General features: G+C 53.4%; 18 protein-coding genes. 8 read left to right on the top strand and 10 right to left on the bottom strand.

Annotated features, from left to right (window positions below):
- Nucleotides 1-2 precede the first annotated feature (2 nt).
- From yihS to yihU, 3 genes are read right to left on the bottom strand one after another with little or no spacing between them, the layout of a single operon-like run.
- On the bottom strand, nt 3-1,244 hold the full coding sequence (gene yihS / locus ACLD4K_RS08645; RefSeq protein WP_411011699.1) for a sulfoquinovose isomerase: 1,242 nt from the start codon (nt 1,242-1,244) through the stop codon (nt 3-5).
- Between the two features lie 15 nt (nt 1,245-1,259).
- A complete protein-coding gene (yihT, locus tag ACLD4K_RS08640; protein WP_411011698.1) occupies nt 1,260-2,138 on the bottom strand; it encodes a sulfofructosephosphate aldolase in 879 nt (292 codons plus the stop codon).
- A gap of 22 nt (nt 2,139-2,160) precedes the next feature.
- Nucleotides 2,161-3,057 carry a sulfolactaldehyde 3-reductase gene (yihU, locus tag ACLD4K_RS08635; RefSeq protein WP_000268247.1) on the bottom strand — a complete coding sequence of 299 codons (897 nt, stop codon included), beginning with the start codon at nt 3,055-3,057 and terminating at the stop codon, nt 2,161-2,163.
- 164 nt (nt 3,058-3,221) lie between these two features.
- On the opposite strand from yihU, the gene ACLD4K_RS08630 reads away from it, so the two are divergent.
- The 6 genes from ACLD4K_RS08630 (at nt 3,222) to fabY (ending at nt 8,031) form a co-directional block, all read left to right on the top strand.
- The gene (locus ACLD4K_RS08630) at nt 3,222-4,118 is read left to right on the top strand and encodes a sugar kinase (protein ID WP_001520529.1); all 897 of its coding nucleotides are present in this window, start codon (nt 3,222-3,224) and stop codon (nt 4,116-4,118) included.
- A gap of 33 nt (nt 4,119-4,151) precedes the next feature.
- Complete coding sequence (locus tag ACLD4K_RS08625; RefSeq protein WP_023249108.1) at nt 4,152-4,955, top strand: DeoR/GlpR family DNA-binding transcription regulator; 804 nt, start codon at nt 4,152-4,154, stop codon at nt 4,953-4,955.
- A gap of 190 nt (nt 4,956-5,145) precedes the next feature.
- The gene (yihX, locus tag ACLD4K_RS08620; protein WP_000965696.1) at nt 5,146-5,745 is read left to right on the top strand and encodes a glucose-1-phosphatase; all 600 of its coding nucleotides are present in this window, start codon (nt 5,146-5,148) and stop codon (nt 5,743-5,745) included.
- The gene (locus tag ACLD4K_RS08615) at nt 5,739-6,611 is read left to right on the top strand and encodes a virulence factor BrkB family protein (protein ID WP_411011697.1); all 873 of its coding nucleotides are present in this window, start codon (nt 5,739-5,741) and stop codon (nt 6,609-6,611) included. The genes yihX and ACLD4K_RS08615 overlap by 7 nt, the downstream gene beginning before the upstream one ends.
- The gene (gene dtd / locus ACLD4K_RS08610; RefSeq protein ID WP_000560969.1) at nt 6,608-7,045 is read left to right on the top strand and encodes a D-aminoacyl-tRNA deacylase; all 438 of its coding nucleotides are present in this window, start codon (nt 6,608-6,610) and stop codon (nt 7,043-7,045) included. Before ACLD4K_RS08615 ends, dtd begins: the two co-directional genes overlap by 4 nt.
- A 44-nt stretch (nt 7,046-7,089) precedes the next feature.
- On the top strand, nt 7,090-8,031 hold the full coding sequence (gene fabY, locus ACLD4K_RS08605) for a fatty acid biosynthesis protein FabY (protein ID WP_001518251.1): 942 nt from the start codon (nt 7,090-7,092) through the stop codon (nt 8,029-8,031).
- A gap of 14 nt (nt 8,032-8,045) precedes the next feature.
- On the opposite strand, the gene ACLD4K_RS08600 is transcribed toward fabY, so the two are convergent.
- From ACLD4K_RS08600 to ACLD4K_RS08590, 3 genes are all read right to left on the bottom strand, one after another.
- Nucleotides 8,046-8,492, bottom strand: coding sequence for a type II toxin-antitoxin system HigA family antitoxin (locus tag ACLD4K_RS08600; protein WP_001259009.1), 447 nt, complete (start codon nt 8,490-8,492; stop codon nt 8,046-8,048).
- Nucleotides 8,489-8,800: a type II toxin-antitoxin system HigB family toxin gene (locus tag ACLD4K_RS08595; RefSeq protein ID WP_000558166.1), complete on the bottom strand. Its 312-nt coding sequence runs from the start codon at nt 8,798-8,800 to the stop codon at nt 8,489-8,491. Before ACLD4K_RS08595 ends, ACLD4K_RS08600 begins: the two co-directional genes overlap by 4 nt.
- A gap of 85 nt (nt 8,801-8,885) precedes the next feature.
- The gene (locus tag ACLD4K_RS08590) at nt 8,886-9,815 is read right to left on the bottom strand and encodes an alpha/beta hydrolase (protein ID WP_411011696.1); all 930 of its coding nucleotides are present in this window, start codon (nt 9,813-9,815) and stop codon (nt 8,886-8,888) included.
- A gap of 217 nt (nt 9,816-10,032) precedes the next feature.
- On the opposite strand from ACLD4K_RS08590, the gene ACLD4K_RS08585 reads away from it, so the two are divergent.
- Both ACLD4K_RS08585 and ACLD4K_RS08580 read left to right on the top strand, forming a co-directional pair.
- Nucleotides 10,033-10,344: a hypothetical protein gene (locus ACLD4K_RS08585; RefSeq protein ID WP_023138876.1), complete on the top strand. Its 312-nt coding sequence runs from the start codon at nt 10,033-10,035 to the stop codon at nt 10,342-10,344.
- Nucleotides 10,345-10,632, top strand: a complete 288-nt coding sequence (locus ACLD4K_RS08580) for a helix-turn-helix domain-containing protein (protein ID WP_020838185.1) — start codon at nt 10,345-10,347, stop codon at nt 10,630-10,632.
- A 49-nt stretch (nt 10,633-10,681) separates the two neighbouring features.
- Here ACLD4K_RS08580 and fdhE read toward each other — a convergent pair whose 3' ends face one another.
- The 4 genes from fdhE to fdnG are packed head-to-tail and all read right to left on the bottom strand — an operon-like array spanning nt 10,682 to nt 16,205.
- Complete coding sequence (fdhE, locus tag ACLD4K_RS08575; RefSeq protein ID WP_411011695.1) at nt 10,682-11,611, bottom strand: formate dehydrogenase accessory protein FdhE; 930 nt, start codon at nt 11,609-11,611, stop codon at nt 10,682-10,684.
- Nucleotides 11,608-12,243 carry a formate dehydrogenase cytochrome b556 subunit gene (fdoI, locus tag ACLD4K_RS08570; protein ID WP_000829025.1) on the bottom strand — a complete coding sequence of 212 codons (636 nt, stop codon included), beginning with the start codon at nt 12,241-12,243 and terminating at the stop codon, nt 11,608-11,610. The genes fdhE and fdoI overlap by 4 nt, the downstream gene beginning before the upstream one ends.
- Nucleotides 12,240-13,142, bottom strand: coding sequence for a formate dehydrogenase subunit beta (fdxH, locus tag ACLD4K_RS08565; protein WP_000331361.1), 903 nt, complete (start codon nt 13,140-13,142; stop codon nt 12,240-12,242). The genes fdoI and fdxH overlap by 4 nt, the downstream gene beginning before the upstream one ends.
- A gap of 12 nt (nt 13,143-13,154) precedes the next feature.
- A complete protein-coding gene (gene fdnG / locus ACLD4K_RS08560; protein WP_411011694.1) occupies nt 13,155-16,205 on the bottom strand; it encodes a formate dehydrogenase-N subunit alpha in 3,051 nt (1,016 codons plus the stop codon).
- Between the last annotated feature and the right edge of the window lie 110 nt (nt 16,206-16,315).

Here is a 16,315-nt window from a genome sequence, read left to right as displayed (position 1 = left end):
ACCTATTTCGCGTTGATATCCAGGAGACCCGCCGCGACCGCTGGAGCCAGGCCCGGCGCCAGTGGCAGACGAGGAATGACCAGACAGTGCAGCAGATGGTAAATATCTTGCTTGCCGTCCCACACTTTGGTGGTCACTTTGTTATCGGCGTCCAGCTCTTGCCACCAGGAACCATTTTCATAGTCCATCAGGTACTTAATGCAGTAGTCCCACCATGTTTGATACCAGGTTTCGTATTGACGATCCCCTGTTAAGGTATAGAGGGCATAGGCTGTCCCCATCGCTTCTACAATTGGCCAGCGTACACGTTCACGTACGATAGGTTTACCGTCCCAGTCGACTGAGTAGACAATGCCGTCTGCCCCATCTGGAGCCCAGGCATCGCGTACTGTAGCGTGGAACAAACCTTTAGCATCTTCCAGCAGCCATGCCGGGGGTTGTTCGCATCTGGCTTCCAGTGCTGCGTGGATATGCAGCATTAAACGACCCCATTCGATCCAATGGCCTGGCGTGCCGCCAAATGCGCGGAAACGGTGTGCTGGATTATCTTTGTTGTAGTCGCGGATAGGATTCCATTGAGTATCAAAGTGCTCATTCACACGGTAATGGTTGTTTCTGGCGACATCATGAATGATGACAGATGCGATTCTGATAGCGCGATCCAGCCATTTTTTGTCATGGGTAACGTCATAAACAATCAGGAACGCTTCGACGGCGTGCATATTGGCGTTGCCGCCACGGTAGTCTTCTGTTTTGCTGAAGGCTTCGTCCCAGGACTCCAGGCACATCTGCTCTTCTTCACTCCAGAAGTATTTCTCAATCACTTCTATGGTGTAATCCAGCAATTTCCTGGCTTCAGGATGCCCGGTCGTGACGGCGCTGGCCGCGCCCAGTAGGGCGAAGAAGTGTTGATAACCCTGCTTAGAGGCATCCACCACGCCCTGATCGTTAACGCAGGCATACCAGCCGCCGTATTTTTTGTCGCGCAGCGCGCCGTTCATGGCTTTGATGCCGTGATCGACCAGATCATAAGCGCCCGGTCGGCCCATCGACGCCGCCACGGAATAAACGTGCAGCATACGCGCCGTGATCCAAAGATGGGTGCCCATCTCTTCTTTAATTTGCCCTTTATTTCCCAGCCAGCCGAAGCCTGTCGGCACCGCGGCGTTTTTACCGAAATTAAAGATGCGGTCGGTTTCCTGCTCCAGCCAGCGGTTGTGGCTCAACGTGTTAAACCATTTCATTCTTTCATCCTCGTATTAACGACGTTTTGCCATAATTTCATCGACGATCTCGCCCAGTCGTTGCAACTTAGGCGCGGAAACATCACGTAGCATCAGCTCGGTATCCGGTAAACCAATCACTGATGACCAGACCGCGCGTCCCGCCAGGAACCCGGATGCGCCAGCTTCCATGGCGACCCTGACCGCGCGAGGGAACAGTTTTTCGTCCACACCGGAAGAGAGGATGACCCACGGCATATTGATATGCCCATTCAGGCGTTGTGAGGCGGTAAGAAGATCGGAACGCGCGCCTTTGCCGTAGAGCGGCATTTCAACTTTGTAAAGATCGGCGCCGCTGTCGCCCAGCTCTTTGGCCGCATCGATAATCGCCTGCTCGCGATCGAACTTGTCGCCGCAGCGCGGCGGACGTACAACCGGTTCGATAATGCTCAGCAAACCATTGGAGTGGCATAATTCATTGAATTCTTTGACCATATCCAGACGCTGCTGCGCGTCTTCGTCGCTGCGCCACAGCACCAACAGTTTTAAGGCTTTCGCGCCATCCCGTTTTACCGCCTGCGCATTAATTTTTTTATCAATGACCACGTTATCAACGGGAATACCGTTGCCCGGGATGAAATCATCCGCCGCGACGATCATGGCGCAGCTTTTAGCGACCGCGTTTTGTTCTACGGCCTGGCGATAACAGAACTGCTGATCCAGCAGAACGGCAGAGGCATACGGGGAAAGAATTTTCGCCGCATTCACTTTGAAATCCGTCAGCACGCTATCGGCAACGGGTGTTTTCGCACCAGCAGCAGCAAACATTAAACGCATCGCCTCGCGCTGATCGACAGCCAGCATGGCAAACCCGCCGGACGCTCGCGTAATGTCTTTGATGGTGTAGTTGTTCATTCAATTTTCCTTTATACAGTCGTTACTTTTTTACGTTGGCGGTCAGCCCGGCGCTGATGCGCACCTGTTCCAGGATGGCGCTCCAGTCTTCCCGACCGCGGCCTGCGGCCCGCGCCAGGTTATAAACTTCACGGGAGGCGGCGCCGAGCGGCATCGGTACGTGCAGTTGATTGGCGACATCCAACGCGATGCCAAGATCTTTGTGCGCCAGATCGATCATGAAGGCGGGAGACAGATCCCCTTTCATCACTTTATTCGGCCAGGTGGTGGTGAAATGCCCTTTGCCTGCGGCAGTGCCGTTCATCACTTTTAAAGCCACGTCGAAGGAAAGCCCCAGCGCTTCACACAGCACGGCGGCTTCGGCGGAGAGCGCATTTAGCGCAATACTCATGTAGTTGTTGATCAGTTTTACGCGAATACCCATTCCCGGGCCGCCGGTGTTGACCAGCTCATTACCCATCGCCATCAGAACAGGGGTAGCGCGCTCTACTTGCTCCGCCGTACCGCCTGCCAGTAGCAACAATGTGCCGGTAATCGCGTTGTCGGATGTCCGGCCTACCGGCACATCCATCATGCTGAACCCTTTGCTCTGCATGTCGGCAATCAGCTTATCGGTTTGCAACGGATGAATAGTGGACATATCAATGACCAGCGCTTCACGGGAAAGGGTTTCACAAACGCCTTGCTCGCCAAACAAAACGGAACGAACCAGATCGCCGTTCGGGAGCATGGTGATAACAAATTCAGCGCCGATGGTTGCCTGAGCCGGGCTGCTTGCAGGTTGCGCGCCTTTGTCTACCAGACGCTGTACGGCGTCGGGATTAACATCGAAGACGCTGAGTTGATGGCCCTGCTTTAGCAGATTGCTCGCCATAGGGGAGCCCATCTGTCCCAACCCGATAAATGCTATAACTGCCATATCGTTCTCCTGAACACGGTGGTGTCATTTTTTGTCATTAATGAGCCTTTTTCTGTCTGTTTGTGATCGTATTTGTAATTTATAGTCAAAAAATTGACAGCCGTCACTTTTTAAACATTTCGTGAAATTAAAATGAGTACATCGCAAATGCTTAAGGAATGACCATGGTTCGTATTGCTTGTGTAGGTATTACCGTGATGGATCGCATCTATTACGTGGAAGGATTACCAACCGAAGGGGGTAAATATGTGGCGAAGCGCTATACGGAAGTGGGCGGCGGGCCTGCGGCGACCGCTGCCGTGGCTGCGGCGAAATTGGGCGCGCAGGTGGACTTTATTGGCCGTGTGGGCGATGACGACACCGGAAACAGCCTGCTGGCGGAACTGGAATCCCTGGGGGTAAATACCCGCTATACCCGCCGCTACACGCAGGCCATGTCGTCGCAGTCAGCGATTATGGTGGATGCCAAAGGAGAGCGGATTATCGTTAATTATCCCAGCCCGGATTTATTACCTGACGCCGACTGGCTTAACGACATCGATTTTTCGCAGTGGGATGTGGTGTTGGCGGATGTGCGCTGGCATGACGGCGCAAAACAGGCGTTTACGCTGGCGCGTCAGGCTGGCGTCATGACCGTTCTTGATGGCGATATTACGCCACAGGATATTAGCGAGCTGGTGGCGTTAAGCGACCACGCCGCCTTCTCCGAGCCAGGGCTGGCACGCCTGACGGGGATGAGTGAAGCCATTGATGCGCTAAAAAAAGCACAAATGCTCACAAATGGACATGTCTATGTCACGCGAGGCAGTGAAGGCTGCAACTGGTTGGAAAAAGCGGCGGTACGCCACCAACCGGGTTTTACCGTGGAGGTGGTGGATACTACCGGCGCGGGCGATGTTTTTCATGGCGCACTGGCATTTGGCCTGGCAAGCGGATACGCCATCGAAGAGGCTGTCAGATTCGCCAGCGGCGTTGCCGCGCTGAAGTGTACGCGCCCGGGTGGCCGGGCGGGTATCCCTGATTGTGAGCAAACCCGATCTTTCTTGTCACTTTTTGTATAATATGAGCAGTAGGAAGCTTTTAGAGGAATGCTCATGAGTCTTACCGAACTGACCGGTAATCCGCGACACGATCGGCTGTTAATGCTAATTGATGAGCGCGGCTATATGAATATCGATGAGTTAGCCAGTTTGTTGGAGGTCTCTACCCAGACGGTTCGCCGCGATATTCGTAAATTAAGCGAGCAGGGGCTGATTACGCGTCATCACGGCGGTGCCGGCAGAGCGTCTAGTGTGGTCAATACCGCCTTTGAGCAGCGAGAGGTCTCCTGGACGCAAGAGAAAAAAGCCATTGCGGAAGCCGTGGCTGACTATATTCCGGATGGCTCCACGATATTTATCACGATTGGAACGACGGTTGAGCAGGTGGCGCGCGCGCTGCTCAACCATAATCATCTGCGCATTATCACCAATAGCCTGCGCGTCGCGCACATTCTTTATAATAACCCTCGCTTTGAAGTGATGGTGCCTGGCGGCACGCTGCGCCCGCATAATAGCGGCATTATCGGGCCATCCGCGACGGCGTTTGTCGCGGGGTTCCGGGCGGACTATCTCGTCACCAGCGTAGGCGCGATAGAGAGCGATGGCGCGTTACTGGAGTTTGATGTCAACGAAGCCAGCGTAGTGAAAACCATGATGGCCCACTCGCGACATATTCTGCTGGCCGCCGATCATACGAAATACCATGCTTCTGCGGCGGTTGAGATCGGCAATGTGTCACAGATTACCGCTCTGTTTACGGACGAGTATCCCGGTCCGGCATTACAGAATTTACTTCAATCCCAGCAAATCGAAGTGGTTCAGGTGAGTCCTTCGCTGGACGACGCCGTTTCAGCGTGACAAGCGCCCTTGCGCCGGATGGTCGCGTCAGCGCTTTATCCGGCTAATAAAACGGCGCTGTGATGCAGGCGATATTGAACATCGTCTACGTTTCTATTGTCTTTTTGTTAATTGATTTATAAAGGGATACATAGTCAAACCTCTCCTTTCCCGCTACAGTTATTCATCCCCGGTTAGCAAGGAGAATGACATGCTCTACATCTTTGATTTAGGTAATGTGATTGTCGACATCGACTTTAACCGCGTATTAGGTGTGTGGAGCGACCTGAGTCGAGTACCGCTGGCTTCGCTGAAGCAAAAATTTACGATGGGCGAGACTTTTCACCAACATGAACGCGGTGAGATAACGGACGAAGCGTTTGCTGAAGCTTTCTGTCATGAAATGGCGTTATCGCTCAGTTATGAACAATTTGCGCACGGCTGGCAGGCGGTATTTGTCGGATTACGGCCCGAAGTGATTGCTATCATGCATAAACTGCGCGAGCAGGGGCATCGCGTGGTGGTGCTATCCAATACTAACCGACTGCATACCCACTTCTGGCCGGAAGAATATCCGGAGGTGCGCGCTGCCGCCGACCATATCTATTTATCGCAGGATTTGGGAATGCGTAAGCCGGAAGCGCGTATTTATCAGCACGTCCTGCAGAAAGAAGGTTTTTCCGCTGCCGATGCGGTCTTTTTCGACGACAATGCCGATAATATAGAAGGGGCCAACCAGTTGGGGATCACCAGCATTCTGGTGAAGGATAAAACCACCATCCCTGACTATTTCGCGAAGCTGTTATGCTAAAAACCGTTCACCAAAAAGCTGGACGCCATACGCGCCATGTTCGGGCTTGGCTCAAGCTATTATGGCAGCGTATCGATGAGGATAATATGACGACTCTGGCGGGAAATCTCGCCTATGTCTCATTACTCTCCTTAGTACCGCTTATTGCCGTCGTTTTTGCCCTTTTCGCTGCTTTTCCGATGTTTTCTGATGTCAGCATTCAGTTACGCCATTTTATTTTTGCTAACTTTATGCCAGCCACCGGAGACGTGATTCAGCGCTATATTGAGCAGTTTGTCGCTAACTCCAACAAAATGACGGCGGTGGGCGCCTGTGGACTGATTGTGACGGCATTGCTGTTGATGTACGCCATTGATAGCGCCTTAAACACTATCTGGCGTAGCAAACGCACACGGCCAAAAGTGTACTCTTTTGCGGTGTACTGGATGATCCTCACGCTCGGCCCGCTTCTCGCTGGCGCCAGCCTGGCGATCAGCTCCTACCTGCTTTCTTTACGCTGGGCCAGCGATCTGAATACGGTCATCGACAATGTATTGCGCATCCTTCCGCTGCTGCTCTCGTGGATCTCATTCTGGTTACTTTACAGTATTGTCCCAACAACTCGCGTACCGAACCGTGACGCTCTTGTCGGCGCGTTTGTCGCCGCGTTGCTGTTCGAGGCCGGAAAGAAAGGTTTCGCGCTTTATATCACCATGTTCCCGTCATATCAGCTCATTTATGGCGTACTGGCAGTGATCCCTATCCTGTTTGTCTGGGTATACTGGACTTGGTGTATAGTCTTGCTTGGCGCAGAAATAACTGTCACTCTCGGGGAATACCGAAAACTCAAACAAGCCGCAGAACAAGAAGAAGCTGACCAACCATGATTGCATTAATTCAACGCGTAACCCGTGCCAGCGTCACCGTGGAGGACGAGGTGACGGGTGAAATCGGCCCAGGACTTTTGGTGTTATTGGGTGTCGAAAAAGAAGATGACGAACAAAAAGCGAATCGTCTGTGCGAGCGCGTGCTGGGATACCGTATCTTCAGCGATGCTGACGGTAAGATGAATCTGAATGTACAACAGGCTGGCGGCAGCGTGCTGGTGGTGTCGCAGTTTACGCTGGCGGCAGATACCGAGCGCGGTATGCGACCAAGCTTTTCCGGCGGGGCTGCGCCGGATCGCGCGCAGGCGCTTTATGAATATTTTGTCGAACGCTGCCGCCAGCAGGCGATAAACACGCAAACCGGACGCTTCGCTGCCGATATGCAGGTTGAGCTGGTTAATGACGGTCCCGTGACATTCTGGCTCCAGGTATGAGTCAGCTTCCGGCGTGGCCGCGGATAACAAGAGAGAGTACGGCTATGTATCACCTTCGAGTTCCGCAAACAGAAGAAGAATTAGAACGTTACTACCAGTTTCGCTGGGAGATGCTGCGTAAACCGCTGCACCAGCCGAAAGGGTCGGAACGGGATGGCTGGGATGCGTTGGCGCACCATCAAATGGTGGTGGACGAAGAAGGAAATTTAGTTGCAGTGGGCCGCCTGTATATCAATGCAGATAACGAGGCGTCTATTCGTTTTATGGCTGTACATCCCTCGGTACAGGATAAAGGGCTGGGGACATTAATGGCGATGACCCTGGAGTCTGTCGCCCGCCAGGAAGGCGTTAAGCGCGTCACCTGCAGCGCGCGCGAAGATGCGGTTGAGTTCTTTGCCAAACTCGGATTTGTCAATCAGGGGGAGATTACTACGCCCACAACCACGCCAATCCGCCATTTTCTGATGATTAAACCGGTAGCATCGCTGGATGATATCCTGCATCGCGGTGACTGGTGCGGGCAGCTTCAGCAGGCCTGGTATGAGCACATTCCATTGAGTGAAAAGATGGGGGTGCGCATTCAGCAGTACACCGGGCAAAAATTTATCACCACGATGCCGGAAACCGGTAATCAAAATCCGCATCACACGGTGTTTGCCGGCAGCCTGTTCTCCCTGGCGACGCTGACCGGATGGGGACTTATCTGGCTGATGCTCCGTGAACGCCATCTTGGCGGGACGATTATTCTTGCTGACGCCCATATTCGCTACAGTAAACCGATTAGCGGAAAGCCAAACGCCGTGGCTGATTTGGGGTCGCTAAGCGGTGATTTGGACAGGCTGGCGCGGGGTAAAAAAGCGCGTGTCCAGCTGCAGGTTGAACTGTTGGGCGGCGAGACCGCCGGGGCAATTTTCGAAGGCATTTATATCGTACTACCTGCGAAACCGTTCGGCCCGTATGAAGAGGGCGGGAATGAGGAGGAGTAGCTGGACATATCCAACTACTCGATGAAGGCATCCGCTGGTAGTTTAAAGCGTTGTGTAAGCGCTTTAATATGATTAACCGTTAGTGCTCTGCGGCCATTTAAGATGTTGCTGACGTTCGATTTAGAACCAAGTTCGTTGGCAAGATCTGCTGCTTTGAGACCGTATTGATCCATGAGCGTTCGCAATACTGAAACGCCAGGGGGCGTTTTCTCCAGGTGTTGGTTGAGTGCTTTGAATTCCGGCGCATGTTTTTCGTATTCACTGATTCGGGCACAGAGCAATTCAAATAGTGGGTTTTCAAGATCGTCGTGGTCGACCAGAAACTCCACTAGCGCTAGTGCCCTGCGATACTCATTGTCATTTCGGTCTTCCCCCATCAGTGGGACGCTTTTTACCGCATCGCTGAAGGTATCAACGATCTTTTTTGCGCTGGTTGCATCCATCTGACGATGAGTTCTCATTCTTTATTACCCCGATAATATGCGGTCAGTTTGTCATATTCGGCATGGGAAACGATATGTTTCACAAATATCTTATGTAACCTGAAATCTATGTAGGAAATGAGTCTCAGGCTGTTACCAGAAACATCAATCACCCACCATTTATCTCTGTACTTAAAATTATCCAGTGAAGGAATATACCGCTTCATCTCTTCAGGCTGAGTGAATGTTTTTTTCTCCAGAACATTCAGCAACTCAGTGAGAGCAAGCTCATGGTTTGGATACATGAGCATCGCTTCATTGAACGGTTTTCGGCTGATAACATGCACAATGTAGTTCCATTACAAAGTTTTCAACCTGAAAACAATTTAGCGCAACGTTATCCAGTTTTCAAGTTGAAAACAAAATTGAATTTTAGGTCATTTTGCCTGTTGATGGACTTACAACACGCCGGGCCACATCTCGCATGGCGCTTCGTGCCGCCTGGCTCACGCCTGCGAGCTGGAAAAAGCCATGAATGACACCGAGATAGCGCTGGCAAGTACACGCCACGCCCTGGTCGTTCAGACGGTGATATAGCGCTTCGCCTTCATCACGCAGTGGGTCGAACTCTGCGGTGAGGATATGCACCGGCGGTAAACCGGCAAAATCTTCACGCCATATCGGACTGGCTTCCGGGTGACGGAGGTCGGTACCGTGGAGATACATTTCGAAGCCTGATAGTAGTGTGTCGCGGGTGATGATGTAGTCTTGCCCGTTGCTGGCATAGCTGGGGAAACTGGCAGTAGCGTCAAGCATCGGGTAGATCAACAGCAGCTTCGCCGGAGACCAGTGGGCGGTGGATTTCAGGCGTAGCGCGCTGACCAATGCCAGGTGCCCGCCTGCGCTGTCGCCAGCAAGCGTGATATGTTCACGATCGATGCCTAACTGCTCCGCGTATTGATGGACGATATTGGCCCCGCGTTCAGCGTCGTCATGAGCCGCGGGGAAGGTGTGCTCTGGCGCAAGGCGATACTGAATGGCAATCACCTTACAGCCGCTTTTCCAGGCCAGTTGCCGTAGCTGGGGGTCATGAGTCAGAAAGCCGCCGCTAACAAAACAGCCGCCGTGATAGTAGAGGATACAGGGTAGCGAACCTGATGCGTTTAGCGGCGAAACGACGCGAAATGTCATCCCTTCCAGCACGATATCTTCAGATTTTACGCGAATCTCTTTCTCGCCCGCCAGCGACGTGCTGGCAATATAACCCGCTCTCCGATCATCAATATTCTGCTCTCGTGAAGAGGGACGGCCCGCGGCGATAAACCCAGCGACCAGTTCGGCAATTCCTTTTTCCAGTGGCATATAACGCTCCTTTGACTGTATGTATGTACAGTTTATAACCTGGTTCGTTGGGGATGGAAAGTGGTGAAACGAGGGGATGATGATTCTGGATAGAGGTTCGCAAAAAATGGAATGCGGTTGGCGCTGGGTTTTTAATTTTTGTACTGTGAAATGACGATACTATACGCCATTGACGTATAGATTATTTTCACTACTATAAGCTAATGGCGTAGGGAATATGCAATTTATAGAAACGGAACTCTTTACTGAAGATGTTAAAAAACTGCTCGATGAGGATGAATACCATAAGCTTCAGGTTTTTATGGCTCAGCATCCAGATTGTGGTGATGTCATTCAGGAAACGGGCGGCCTGAGAAAAATGCGCTGGGGATCGCGAGGCAAAGGAAAGCGTAGTGGCGTGCGAATTATCTATTTTCACCGTAGTCAACGGTATGAGATTCGCTTGCTTCTGATTTATCAAAAAGGCATTAAAGATGATCTCACGCCGCAGGAAAAAGCGGTGCTTCGTATGCTGAATGAGAGGTGGTAGATGGATAAAGTGTTATTTGAGCGATTAACTCAAAGTATGTCTCAAATGAATGAAATCATTGAAGGGACCCGTGAGCCTTCTCGTACCTTTCATATTGATGCAATGAAGATTAAAGAAATACGGCAGGCATCTGGGTTGTCGCAATCTAAGTTTGCAGAACTGATTTCGGTCAACGTGGATACGCTGCGCAACTGGGAGCAAGGAAGACGTTCACCGACAGGGCCAGCCAAAGCGTTACTTCGCGCCATTGCCAACGACCCGAGAAACGTTATACAAGCATTGCGTTAGTGAGCAATGATCCGGCTAACGTAGATTGCTAGCCGGTATACCAGAGAACTTATTCCCCTTCCCCCGGGAACAGGAACGGGTTGATGGAACTGCGGGCGAAGCCCTCCTGCTCCATGCGCGCGTCCAGCACCAGCGAGGCGAGGTCGTCGGCCACGGCTTCCACTTTCGGGTCTTTTTCCTGATAGAGAATCTTCAGGTAAGTCCCGCAGTCGCCGCAGCTTTCGGCTTTCACCGCAGCCTGCTCATTTTCCAGCGACCAGTAGTGTAAGTCGCGGCTCTGTTCGCAGTTACTGCATTTTACGCGCACGACATGCCATTCGGTTTCGCACAGGTTACAGTGCAGATAACGCAGCCCCTGCGTGGTGCCGATTTGCACCATGCTGGAGACCGGCATCGAACCGCACACCGGGCAATACTGGCGCGCTTCACCGTATTCCGCGCGGGCTTTGCCTGGAATCAAGCTGGCCATTTGCGCCCAGTAAAGGGAGAGCGCGGCCCAGATAAACGGGGCTTTATCGCTGCTGACGGAGGCAAAATCTGAGGTAAACAGCGCGCTGGCCATCTGCTCCAGCTCCTGCTCTGAGGCTTTCTCCAGGTTCTCAATCACCGCCAGCGCGGGGCCGCTCATCTCGGGTTTTAGCTCGGCAATTAACGAATGCAGCAGTTTTTGCCAGTGCTTATCACGCGGCAGCACGTGGATATCCAGCGGCGGTTTGCCCTGGTCGTTCGCTTCTTTAATACGTGCGGTCAGATCCATCTCCAGCGGATGGTCGTACAGCACCACTTCCTGCGCGTGCGCGATAAGCGCGGCAAAGCGCAGGTAATCGCCCAGCGGGTTATTTTCAGCCAGCTCGCGCAGACGTTCGGCGCGGCGGTTGTAGACGTTTTTGAGTCGGGGGAACAATAACGGCGGAATTATATCCGCCGTACGTTTCTCGCTCGACCCCAGCTCATCTTGCGGGATTATGCGAATACTCATTCAGTTTCTTTTTCCGTTGTCTTGCGGACTTCTCGGTACCAGCGCGGGTGATGCTTCTTCGCCCACGACCGGGTTACCCAGCCTTCCACCATCGCGGTAATGGTGCCTTTCACCCAAAGGGCGGCGTAGATATGCACCATGATAACCACAATTAACGCTACTGCGGCAAAAGAATGCAACATTAACGCGAATCGGATCACCGGGATTGAGAAAGCAGGCGCAAAGTACGGACGCCAGATAATTACCCCGCTTACCAGCAGCAGCACCAGGAAGATAATCGCCGCCCAGAATACGCATTTCTGACCGAAGTTATAACGCCCGGTGTCACCCACTTCCTCGTTGACGACGATCTTACGAATATTCTTCGCCCAAAAGATATCATCCCGATTGATTAGATTGTGGTGCCAATAACGGAAAAACATGATGATGAACGAGGCAAACATAACCACGCCCACAAACGGGTGCAGAATTCGCGCCAGTTGTGGGGTGCCCAGGATATGCATCAACCAGTTGAAGGATGGGAATAAAAAGCCCAGCCCGCTCACCGCCGCCAGCACGAAGCAGAAGGCGACGATCCAGTGGTTGATGCGTTCCGGCGCCGTATAGCGCACGATGGTGTCACGTCGTTTCATTTGCGCACCTCGTCTTTCTCTTCATGCAGGTTGTCATCTTCCTCTTCCGCACGGTTCGGGCCGACGCCGACATAGTGGAAGACGCTGGCGGCAAAGGTCGCGGCAAAACCGAACGCGGCGAGCGGTTTCCAGACGCCTTTCCAGAACTTAACGGTTTCGCTGATTTCCGGGTTCTCCGGCAGACCGTGATACAGATTCGGCTTGTCGGCATGATGCAGCACGTACATGACATGCGTACCGCCTACGCCCGCCGGATCGTACAGACCCGCGTTGTCATAACCACGGGTTTTGAGTTCCGCCACCCGCTCGCCCGCCAGCGTTTTCATATCCTCTTTCGAGCCAAAATGAATGGCGCCGGTTGGACAGGTCTTCACGCAGGCCGGTTCTTGCCCCACGGTCACGCGGTCGACGCACAGCGTACATTTATAGACGCGGTTGTCTTCCGGGTTAAGGCGCGGCACGTTGAACGGGCAGCCAGCGATACAGTAGCCGCAGCCGATACACTGCTCGGACTGGAAGTCGACAATACCGTTAGCATACTGAATGATCGCCCCTTCCGCCGGACAGGCCTTCAGGCAGCCGGGATCGGCGCAGTGCATACAGCCATCCTTACGGATCAGCCACTCCAGTTTGTCGTTCTGTTCCACTTCCGAGAAGCGCATTACCGTCCAGGATTTCGCGGTCAAATCAGCCGGGTTGTCATACACCCCGACGTTATTGCCCACTTCATCACGGATGTCGTTCCACTCGGAGCACGCCACCTGACACGCTTTACAGCCGATACAGGTGGTGACGTCGATGAGTTTCGCCACCTCTTCCTGGTGGTCCCGCGCCTGGGGCGCGGGGGTGAAACCGTTAGTGGCGGAACGACGAATGATGTCTTGCGATTGATAAGCCATAGGTCGTCTCCGTTACACCTTTTCCACGTTCACAAGGAAGGATTTAAACTCCGGCGTTTGCGTGTTCGCATCACCGACGAAAGGCGTTAACGTATTGGCTATAAAACCTTTTTTCGCCACGCCTTCGTAGCCCCAGTGAATAGGAATACCGATGGTATCGATATCCTTGCCGTCCGCTTTCAGCGTGCGAATACGCTTGGTCACCACCGCTTTGGCTTTGATATAGCCGCGGTTCGAGGAGACCTTCACGGTATCGCCATGCGCGATGCCGAGCTTATTCGCCAGCTTCTCGCCAATTTCCACAAACTGTTCCGGCTGGGCGATAGCGTTAAGCAACGCGTGCTTGGTCCAGTAGTGGAAGTGCTCGGTCAGACGGTAAGTGGTTCCGACATACGGGAACTTATCCGCTTTACCCAGCGCGTCGGCATCGTCTTTAAAGATACGGGCGGCAGGGTTAGAGATAACGTTCGGGTGCAGCGGGTTAGTGCCCAGCGGCGTTTCAAACGGCTCGTAGTGTTCCGGGAACGGCCCTTCCGCCATCTTATCGATAGCAAACAGGCGACCCATCCCTTCCGGCTGCATGATAAACGGTCCGACGTCGCTGCCGGGCGCGGCGGCGCTGTAGTCCGGAATATCCCATCCGGCCCATTTTCCGCCTTCCCATTTCAGTAGCTGACGTTTCGGGTCCCAGGGATTACCCTGCGGATCGGCGGAGGCGCGGTTATAGAGGATGCGGCGGTTAAGCGGCCATGCCCAGGCCCAGCCCAGCGTGTTGCCGAGACCAGACGGGTCGGCGTTATCACGACGCGCCATCATGTTGCCTTCCTGCGTCCAGCTACCGGCGAAAATCCAGCAGCCGCTGGACGTCGTACCGTCATCGCGCAGTTGCGCGAACGAACTGAGCTGTTGACCTTTCTTCACCACCACCGCGCCGGTTGCCGGGTCGATAAGATCGGCCAGCGCTTTACCGTTACTTTCCATCGCCACTTCTTCAGAGGCGGGTTCGTATGGTTTGGTGTAGTTCCAGGTCATATTCAACACCTGTTCCGGGTTGGCGCCGCCCTGTTCAGAGTACATCTTACGCAGGCGTAAGAAGATACCGGCGAGGATTTCGCCGTCGGTCATGGCAATTCCCGGGGCGTCCGCGCCCTTCCAGTGCCACTGTAACCAGCGACCGGAGTTAACGATGGAACCATTTTCCTCGGCAAAACAGGTGGAAGGCAGACGGAACACTTCGGTCTGGATTTTTGCGGGATCAACGTCGTTCGACTCACCGTGGTTTTGCCAGAAGGTGGACGTTTCGGTGTTGAGCGGATCGATAGTCACCAGGTACTTCAGTTTGGAAAGCGACGCGACCACTTTGTTTTTGTTCGGGAATGAGGCCACCGGGTTAAAGCCCTGGCAGATATAGCCGTTGACCTTGCCCTGTTTCATCATCTCGAAGTACTGCAACACGTCGTACCCTTTGTCCCACTTCGGTAGCCAGTCAAAGCCCCAGCTATTTTCCGCTGTCGCTTTATCACCAAAGAAGGCCTTCATCATTGAGACGAAGAATTTCGGATAGTTGCCCCAGTAGTTGACCTGATCCTTCAACAATGGCTTCGGCGTATTGGCAGCCAGATAGGTTTGCAGGTCGGTCTGTTTTTCGCTCGGTAGCGTCAGGTAGCCCGGCAGACTTTGCGACAGCAGTCCTAAGTCGGTCAGTCCCTGAATGTTGGAGTGACCGCGCAGGGCGTTAACGCCGCCGCCCGCCATCCCCATGTTACCGAGCAGAAGCTGGATCATCGCCATAGTACGGATGTTCTGCGCGCCGATGGAATGCTGCGTCCAGCCCAGCGCGTACAGGAACGACGCGGTTTTATCTTTTGCGCTGGTTTCTGCAATGTACTCGCACACTTTCAGGAAGTCCGCTTTCGGCGTACCGCAGATATTTTCTACCACGTCCGGCGTATAGCGTGAGACATGCTGTTTCAACAGATTCCAGACACAGCGCGGGTGTTGCAGTGTCGTATCGCGTTTGGCAAAACCGTTTTCGTCCAGCTCATAGTGCCAACTGGTTTTATCGTACTGCCGCTTGTCTGCGTCATAACCGGTGAACAGACCATCATCGAAGCCAAAATCTTCACGCACGATCAGGCTGGCATTGGTATAGGCCTCGGTGTATTCACGGTTGTATTTTTCGTTGGTCAGCAGATACAGCATCACGCCTGATAAGAAGGCAATGTCAGTACCAGAGCGTATTGGCGCATAGAAATCGGCCACCGACGCGGTACGTGTAAAGCGCGGATCGATCACAATCAGCTTCGCGCCGTTGTGAATTTTGGCTTCCATCGCCCAGCGGAACCCGACCGGGTGAGCTTCTGCGGCGTTACCGCCCATCACCACGACGAGGTTGGCGTTCTTGATGTCGACCCAGTGGTTGGTCATCGCACCGCGACCAAATGTTGGAGCAAGACTTGCTACCGTTGGTCCGTGTCAGACACGCGCCTGGTTGTCGACCGCGAGCATACCCAGCGCGCGGGAGAATTTTTGCGTTAAATAACCCGTCTCGTTACTGGATGCGGAAGCGCACAGCATCCCGGTGGTGAGCCAGCGGTTAACGGTAACGCCTTCGGCGTTCTGCGCCTGATAGTTGGCGTCGCGATCTTCCTTCATCAGTTTAGCGATGCGGTCAAACGCGTCTTCCCAACTGATCTGTTGCCACTTATCTGAACCCGGCGCGCGGTATTGCGGAAATTTCAGGCGGCTTTCAGAGTGGATAAAGTCCACCAGACCGGCCCCTTTCGGGCACAGCGCGCCACGGCTTACCGGATGATCCGGGTCCCCTTCGATATGGAAAATAGATGCTTTGGCGTTTTTCGCACCGTCGCCGAGGCTGTACATCAACAGCCCGCAGCCAACGGAACAGTAGGTGCAGGTGTTACGGGTTTCGCGGGTGCGCAGCAGTTTATATTGCCGTGTTTCCGCTAGCGCTACGCCGGGCGCGAAGCCCAGTGCCGCCGCCGTGGTGCCTGCCATACCGCCAGCGCAGATCTTAAAGAACTGCCTTCTGCTGACCTGCATGGTTTGCTCCTTGTTTCGACATTGTCACTTCTCTTTCACATTTCTCTATCCGAAACGCTCAGGGAGTGGTTGTTATTTTTCTTTGCGGACGGGCCCGCAAAGGTTCAGAA

Source organism: Salmonella sp. 741265055_HSA (assembly GCF_046569525.1).
Taxonomy (GTDB): Bacteria; Pseudomonadota; Gammaproteobacteria; order Enterobacterales; family Enterobacteriaceae; genus Salmonella; species Salmonella enterica.
The sequence above is the reverse complement of the archived record's forward strand: the minus strand, read 5'-3'. Positions and strand labels throughout refer to the sequence as shown.